Source organism: Bacillus paranthracis (assembly GCF_001883995.1).
GTDB classification, from domain to species: domain Bacteria; phylum Bacillota; class Bacilli; order Bacillales; family Bacillaceae_G; genus Bacillus_A; species Bacillus_A paranthracis.
This window is the reverse complement of sequence record NZ_MACE01000026.1, coordinates 25,077-31,740: the sequence shown is the minus strand read 5'-3', so window position 1 is coordinate 31,740 and position 6,664 is coordinate 25,077. Positions and strand designations below refer to the sequence as shown.

5 protein-coding genes and 1 pseudogene are annotated in these 6,664 nt (G+C 34.5%); 2 read left to right on the top strand and 4 right to left on the bottom strand.

Going from position 1 to position 6,664, the window contains the following annotated elements; genetic code table 11:
• On the bottom strand, positions 1-804 hold an 804-nt coding region (locus BAQ46_RS11575), incomplete at its 3' end, for an SH3 domain-containing protein (RefSeq protein ID WP_145925672.1).
• A 479-nt stretch (positions 805-1,283) separates the two neighbouring features.
• Between BAQ46_RS11575 and BAQ46_RS31040 the strand changes: the two are divergent.
• Positions 1,284-1,382 (top strand): annotated as a pseudogene (locus tag BAQ46_RS31040) (GNAT family N-acetyltransferase); the annotation flags it as partial.
• Positions 1,383-1,438: 56 nt separating this feature from the next.
• Here BAQ46_RS31040 and BAQ46_RS11565 read toward each other — a convergent pair.
• From BAQ46_RS11565 to BAQ46_RS11555, 3 genes are all read right to left on the bottom strand, one after another.
• A complete protein-coding gene (locus tag BAQ46_RS11565) occupies positions 1,439-2,974 on the bottom strand; it encodes an MFS transporter (protein WP_001246242.1) in 1,536 nt (511 codons plus the stop codon).
• Between the two features lie 11 nt (positions 2,975-2,985).
• Positions 2,986-3,570, bottom strand: a complete 585-nt coding sequence (locus BAQ46_RS11560) for a TetR/AcrR family transcriptional regulator (protein WP_000517413.1) — start codon at positions 3,568-3,570, stop codon at positions 2,986-2,988.
• Between the two features lie 134 nt (positions 3,571-3,704).
• Positions 3,705-4,751, bottom strand: coding sequence for a DUF2332 domain-containing protein (locus tag BAQ46_RS11555; RefSeq protein ID WP_001260255.1), 1,047 nt, complete (start codon positions 4,749-4,751; stop codon positions 3,705-3,707).
• A gap of 380 nt (positions 4,752-5,131) precedes the next feature.
• Between BAQ46_RS11555 and BAQ46_RS11550 the strand changes: the two genes are divergently transcribed.
• A complete protein-coding gene (locus tag BAQ46_RS11550) occupies positions 5,132-6,634 on the top strand; it encodes a malate:quinone oxidoreductase (RefSeq protein WP_000069167.1) in 1,503 nt (500 codons plus the stop codon).
• Positions 6,635-6,664: the final 30 nt, after the last annotated feature.

Genomic DNA, 6,664 nt, shown 5'->3' with positions numbered 1-6,664 from the left:
TTTGGCTATCTCTTGTGCTTTTGCTTCTTCTTTAGCTTTGGCTATCTCTTGCGCTTTCGCTTCTTCCTTAGCCTTTGCTATTTCCTGTACTTTCGCTTCTTCCTTAGCTTTTGCTACTTCTTGCACTTTCACTTCTTCCTTAGGTTTCGCTACTTCTTGCACTTTCACTTCTTCCTTAGGTTTCGCTACTTCTTGCACTTTCACTTCTTCCTTAGCCTTTGCTACTTCTTGCACTTTCACTTCTTCCTTAGGTTTTATTGTTTCTTTTGCCTTTGTTATCTTCTGTGTTTTAGCTTCTTCCTTAGCTTTCACCGATTTTTGTACTTTCGCTACTTGCTTCGTTTTCTCGTCAGCCTTTTTTTCAATTGGTGCTTTATTTGATAAGAAAGAAACATTTACATAAGCTGTTTTTCCCTTATACTCAAATTGTAGCCATCCGTCTTTTACTTGCTTCGTTGATTCAATTACATCATCTTTTTTCAGTCTGCCAAGAATTTTTGATTCTGTGTTTGATTCAGAACGTACATTTAACAAATCTGCTGTTACATGGTAAATATCTTTCGTAAACTCCGAGCTTACAAATACTTCTTTACCATTTAACTCAATTTTTGACCAGCCATCTTCGGTATTGATGACTTTTAACTCTTCCCCATTTTTTACTTTTTCAACCACTTTTGATTCTGTAGTCGTTTTTTCACGTACGTTGAGTACATCTGCTGTTACGATCGTTTCTGCAGTAGCAGTTGTAGTAAATGCTCCCAGTCCGAAAACAGTTGCTGTTGCTGCGCCAATTACTTTTTTCATATTAACCTCCATTATATTTTTTGAATTCTATCAAATACTCCCATTAAAATAAGAGATTTAATGAAAGCATTCGCAACAGATATATTAATACGACTTAATATACTGCTATTAAAACTCCTTACTCCAATACTATCAAATTCTTATTTCTAATTCTATATATTATAACTTTCTATATCCCCTATAAACGTTTTATCCCCTTCTTCATACTTAATAGTTTTCTTTCAATTACTAAAACATATATAAAACCAACCTATCCTCAATATAGCCAAAAATACATCTATGACATGTTACGACTTAGTAATGAGCGTACCAATGAACTTTTAATACATTACAACATTCAGGGAATCTTACATTAGATGGAGCGTGTTTTACTGAAAACAACGGTTATGGTAGTGTAAGTAATAGTGTTAAAGACAATCTTTTCTGACGACAAAAAAAAATTTTAGTTTGGAGGAATACTATGCCAAAACTATATTGTAATTATTGGTCCGAACAACATCCCCTCGCGCAAAATTTTACTAAATATAAGTTTTATATCCAAGAAAATTTGTGAGGTTGATGGATTACCTGGGTTTTGATTAAATACATATCACTATAAAAAGGCTGTGCTCTATATGACGCACAGCCTTTTTCTTTATTCAAACGATCCTCTTCTTTTCTTCTCTAATAAGACTCTTCCTATATTAAAAATAAATGCGATAAAAAATATAGTTGCGCCCATTAAAAATGCTAAATTATAACTACGAATTATTCCTTGCTGATATTCCTCCTTTACTTGTTTGTAAATTTTTCGCTCTCCATCAGATTTTAAGATGATTTGCTGTTTTTTATTTACCGCTTGCAGTACTTCCCCCCTTTCTAAATTTGACAAATCACTTTTTTTAATCACAGTTACTACTTCCCTATTTACCTTCTCTTTTTCAACTAACAACTGATGATTCAGAAACATCACAAGTATCGCAACCCCAACAATACTTCCAACTGTTCTTGAAATATTACATATACTTGCAGCAACACCTGACTTTTCAATAGGCACACTTAAAACTGCCGTTGTTGTATACGGTGCTAATGTGCAGCCAGTTCCAATCCCAACAATCATTAATCGCCAAAGGTAATCCCATGTAGTAAAGTTGGAATCTATTTGACTAAATAAATATGATGCTATGATAAATGTTAGTAGACCTATACTGCCTATTAATGAACTTCCCCGCTTTGCTGCAATTGGTGTTACTATTGCTGTAACAATCATTGAAACAATCGCTAGCGTGCTAATTATTAAACCTGACTGCAATTCAGACATACCTCCTACTTGAACGAAATAAAAAGCAAGTATAAATAAAAAGTTCATTAGTCCCATTCCAACAAAGAATAAAGAAAAATTCGAGATTGAGAACTCTTTATTTGTGAATATTCTTAATGGCAACATTGGATTTTCACTTTTCTTTTCAATGATAAAAAATAATATAAAACCTATGAATGAGAGCATAAAAAGAAGTATTAATCTTATCGTGCTTAAATGATTTGTATTTACTTGTATGAGTGCATATACGAGTAAGCATAGTGCAGATGCAGAAGTAATCATCCCTGCCCAATCTATTTTAGAGCTTGTAGCATGATCATACGATTCCTTAATACAAAGAATCACGAAGATGAAAGATAAAATACCAACTGGTATATTAATAAAAAACACCCAACTCCAATTTAATTTGTCCGTTAAAACACCTCCAAGTGAAGGGCCAATTGCCGCTGCTAATCCCCCAAAAGCTCCCATGATGCCTCCTATCATACCTTGTTTCTCTTTCGGTACTAAATTAAGGCCTAATGGCATAGCAACTGGTACGATAACTGCGGCGGAAATTCCTTGTATTATCCTAAAAGCTACTAATGTATGAAAAGAAGTGGCTATACCACACATAAACGAACTAACAGAAAACCCCAATAAACCAATAATATACAGCTTCTTGCGACCAAACTGGTCAGCCAGACGTGCTGCAATTAATAAACACGATACAAAGGCGACATTATAACTATTAGCAATCCATGAAATTGTATCAATTGACGTATGAAATGTCTTTGTCATTTCTGGTAATGCGATATTTACAATATTTGAATCTAAAATTGCCATAAAAAAGCCTGCAATTAAAGCTATTAATGCAAATGTATTCCGCAATTCTCTCACCCCTATTCGTTTTCTTTATTTGAAATTCCATTCATAAATAAATTTACACACGTCTCTATATATTCTTCTAACTGAATTTCTTCTTCCGTTATACTAACGTTCATAATGTATAAAAACAGTTGTCCATAAAACATGTTCGCTATCAAACGATAATTACAAGGAGAAATGTGTCCCGCCTCCCCAAGTTGCTTTAAATATCTTTCTAAGTGATTCACTAGATGTGAATTCAACTCATGTAGTAATGCTTTCATTTCACTATTTTGTCTTGATTCTATTAACGCAGCCCAAATATAATTTAGCTTTGGTAAATTGGTTTGAATATATGTTTCCGCCACTTTCGTAAGGTCCTTATGTAAATCACCAGTAAATTGCTCTTCTATTTCCTCTAGCAAAGCAACTGGTGTCGTCCGTAAAATAATACTCTCCCTAAAAAGATTTTCCTTATTTTTAAAATTACGGAATATCGTTAATTCGCTTACTCCTGCTTTTTCTGCCACTTCACGAATGGTTGTCGCTGTATACCCCTTTTCCCCGAATAATAGCGTAGCAGCTTCCATAACTTTTTCTCGTGCTGTTAATTTCCCCATTTTTATTCCTCCATTCAATATGTAAGTAAGTAATTACTAACATATTATCACAAAAGAAAAATGAAAGTAACTAGTCACTTTCATTTTCTGGAATTTCATTATCTAATTTCTTGAAAATAAAAATTTCTCAAATATTAACAAAGCATCTCATTCCCAAGTTTCCAGCTAAACCATCTCCCATGCCCTTCTGTTTCTCCAACCGTTTCACGATATTCGTTTCCGTTAATATAATAATCAATATGAAGGTCCCGGTCCCACATGTTGTTATAAAGATGGAATACATCACGCTTTGCACCGATTTCTTGGATTTGTTTTTCCAGCTTACGTTTTACTTGTTCTGGTATTTGATTGGCGACGTGTGTATGGAAAATGCAGATAACAGCATCTTCACTTATTTGTTCAATAATAGATGGTAATAACTCTACACCGTCTCCTTCTATTAATTGAACAGATTTATTTTTTACTAAAGATGCAGCTTTGTCAAACAGTTCAAGCCTTTCTTTATGTTCTGGCCAAATGAGTGCACGTAGCCATAAATAATCTTCATCACTATGTAAATCGTTTACATGTAAATCTAGTCCAATTCTTTCTACGACAGGTGGACTTTCTTTTAATAAATGAGGCACATTCTCCCCTCTTATTTCAGAAGTTACATGTACATTCGAGTTTATATTTCCGTATGTTTCATCTGTACCGTACGAATAGCTATATTGGTCCCAAAATAATTGTAATCCAGAACTTGTCCCAATTTCTATTAACGCCAACGGTTTATTCACTTTGTTAAATATGTAACTGAAACTTGGATATAAGTACGCACATCGTCTTACTTCATTCGTTTGAACGAGTTTCGTTTGTAATAAATTAATCATTTCTTCTCTGTACATTTTACAGAAATCTTTAAAATGATTAAAAGCTTGATCTAAATCCGTATTAGCATGTTCAACTAAGCTACTATAATACGTTTTTACATGATGTTCTTTCCCTGCTAACAATAAATAATGTACTGCACCTAATAATAAGTTTGGGACTGGTTGACCTACCTGAGCATAGGACGATAGTGTAAGTACTTCCTCATCTTCAGCAATTTTCATTGATAAATATTCATATAAGTCACTTGACCCTTTACATTCCTTTATTGAAAAATTTCGAAATAAGTTTGCGATTTGTTCTTGTGTACGCATGTGTATCCCTCCTTTTAACTTTCAGAATAATCATACAATAGGTTTTGAAAAAAGTCCCATAAAAAGGTATCCTTTCTACCCACTTTTGGATACGTAAGCTTTTTCGAGATAATTTCAAACTGTAATTTTTTTCTATTTATCACCTTAAAAGAGCTTGTTAAATAAGATTTTTGGCGAATAAAACGTTAAATAGTTTAAAATTATCAGATAACACTAGATATTTTAGTCTATTAATTATTATAATAGAGTATGAGATGGTTATATAATTGAGACAAAAAAGGTAAATACCTAGGTGGGGCCTAGGCGGTGTTTTCTTTTTACGGCTTAGACACAGTAAACACCTACTCTTTTTTGCCAATATAGGGGATGGAGAGATTATCATGAGCAACATGCAGCAAAAAACAGACGTTATCTTAATTGGTGCAGGAATTATGAGTGCAACGTTAGGCTCATTGCTAAAAGAATTAGCACCAGAATGGGAAATTAAAGTTTTTGAAAAACTCGCAAGTGCCGGGGAAGAAAGCTCTAATGAATGGAATAATGCAGGTACAGGGCATTCTGCGCTATGCGAACTGAACTATACTTCCGAAAAATCTGACGGATCTATAGATATTAGTAAGGCTGTAAAAGTGAATGAGCAATTCCAGCTTTCAAGACAATTTTGGGCATATCTTGTAAAAAGCAAATTAATTCGTAATCCACAAGATTTTATTATGCCTCTACCTCATATGAGTTTAGTACAAGGTGAAAAAAATGTGCAGTTTCTAAAAAACCGTTTTGAAGCGCTTTCAAAAAATCCACTGTTTCAAGGAATGGAGTTTTCCGATTCTCCTGAAACATTAAAAAAATGGCTTCCACTCATTATGGAAGGTCGTACATCTAAAGAGCCTATGGCGGCAACGAAAATTGACTCTGGAACAGATGTTAACTTTGGTGCATTAACACGAATGTTGTTTGATTACTTAAAAACGAAAAATGTCGAGCTAAACTACAAACATAGTGTCGAAAACATTAAACGCACGAAAAATGGTTTGTGGGAAGTGAAAGTACACGATATGAATAGTGGTAAAATTGAGCATCACACTGCTAAATTCGTCTTTATCGGCGGCGGTGGCGGTAGCCTACCCCTACTTCAAAAGACTGGTATCCCTGAATCAAAACATATTGGTGGATTCCCGGTAAGTGGACTATTTATGGTATGTAAAAACCAAAAAGTTGTAGAGCAACATCATGCGAAAGTATACGGTAAAGCTAAAGTTGGCGCTCCGCCAATGTCTGTACCTCATCTAGATACGAGATATATTGACAACAAAAAAGCTTTACTGTTCGGACCATTCGCAGGGTTCTCTCCTAAGTTCTTAAAAACTGGTTCAAACCTTGACTTAATTGGTTCTGTAAAACCAAATAACGTCTTAACGATGTTAGCTGCTGGTGTAAAAGAAATGGGACTAACAAAATACTTAATTCAGCAAGTTATGTTATCACACGAAAAACGTATGGAAGAATTACGCGAATTCATTCCGAACGCGAAAAGTGAAGATTGGGATATTGTAGTTGCTGGTCAGCGTGTACAAGTAATTAAAGATACTGATGCTGGCGGTAAAGGAACACTTCAATTCGGTACAGAAGTTGTTAGTGCGGCTGATGGATCAATCGCAGCATTACTAGGTGCTTCACCGGGTGCTTCTACTGCCGTTCATGTTATGCTTGAAGTATTAGAAAAATGTTTCCCAAGTCGAATGGTAGAATGGGAAGGAAAAATAAAAGAAATGATTCCTTCTTACGGCATTTCATTAACAGAAAATCCAAGATTATTCCAAGACCTTCACACTTCTACAGGTCGTACCCTTGGATTAAATGAAAAAGAAACAGTTCATAATTAATGAAGAAATAAAAACGTCCGATACATTCGG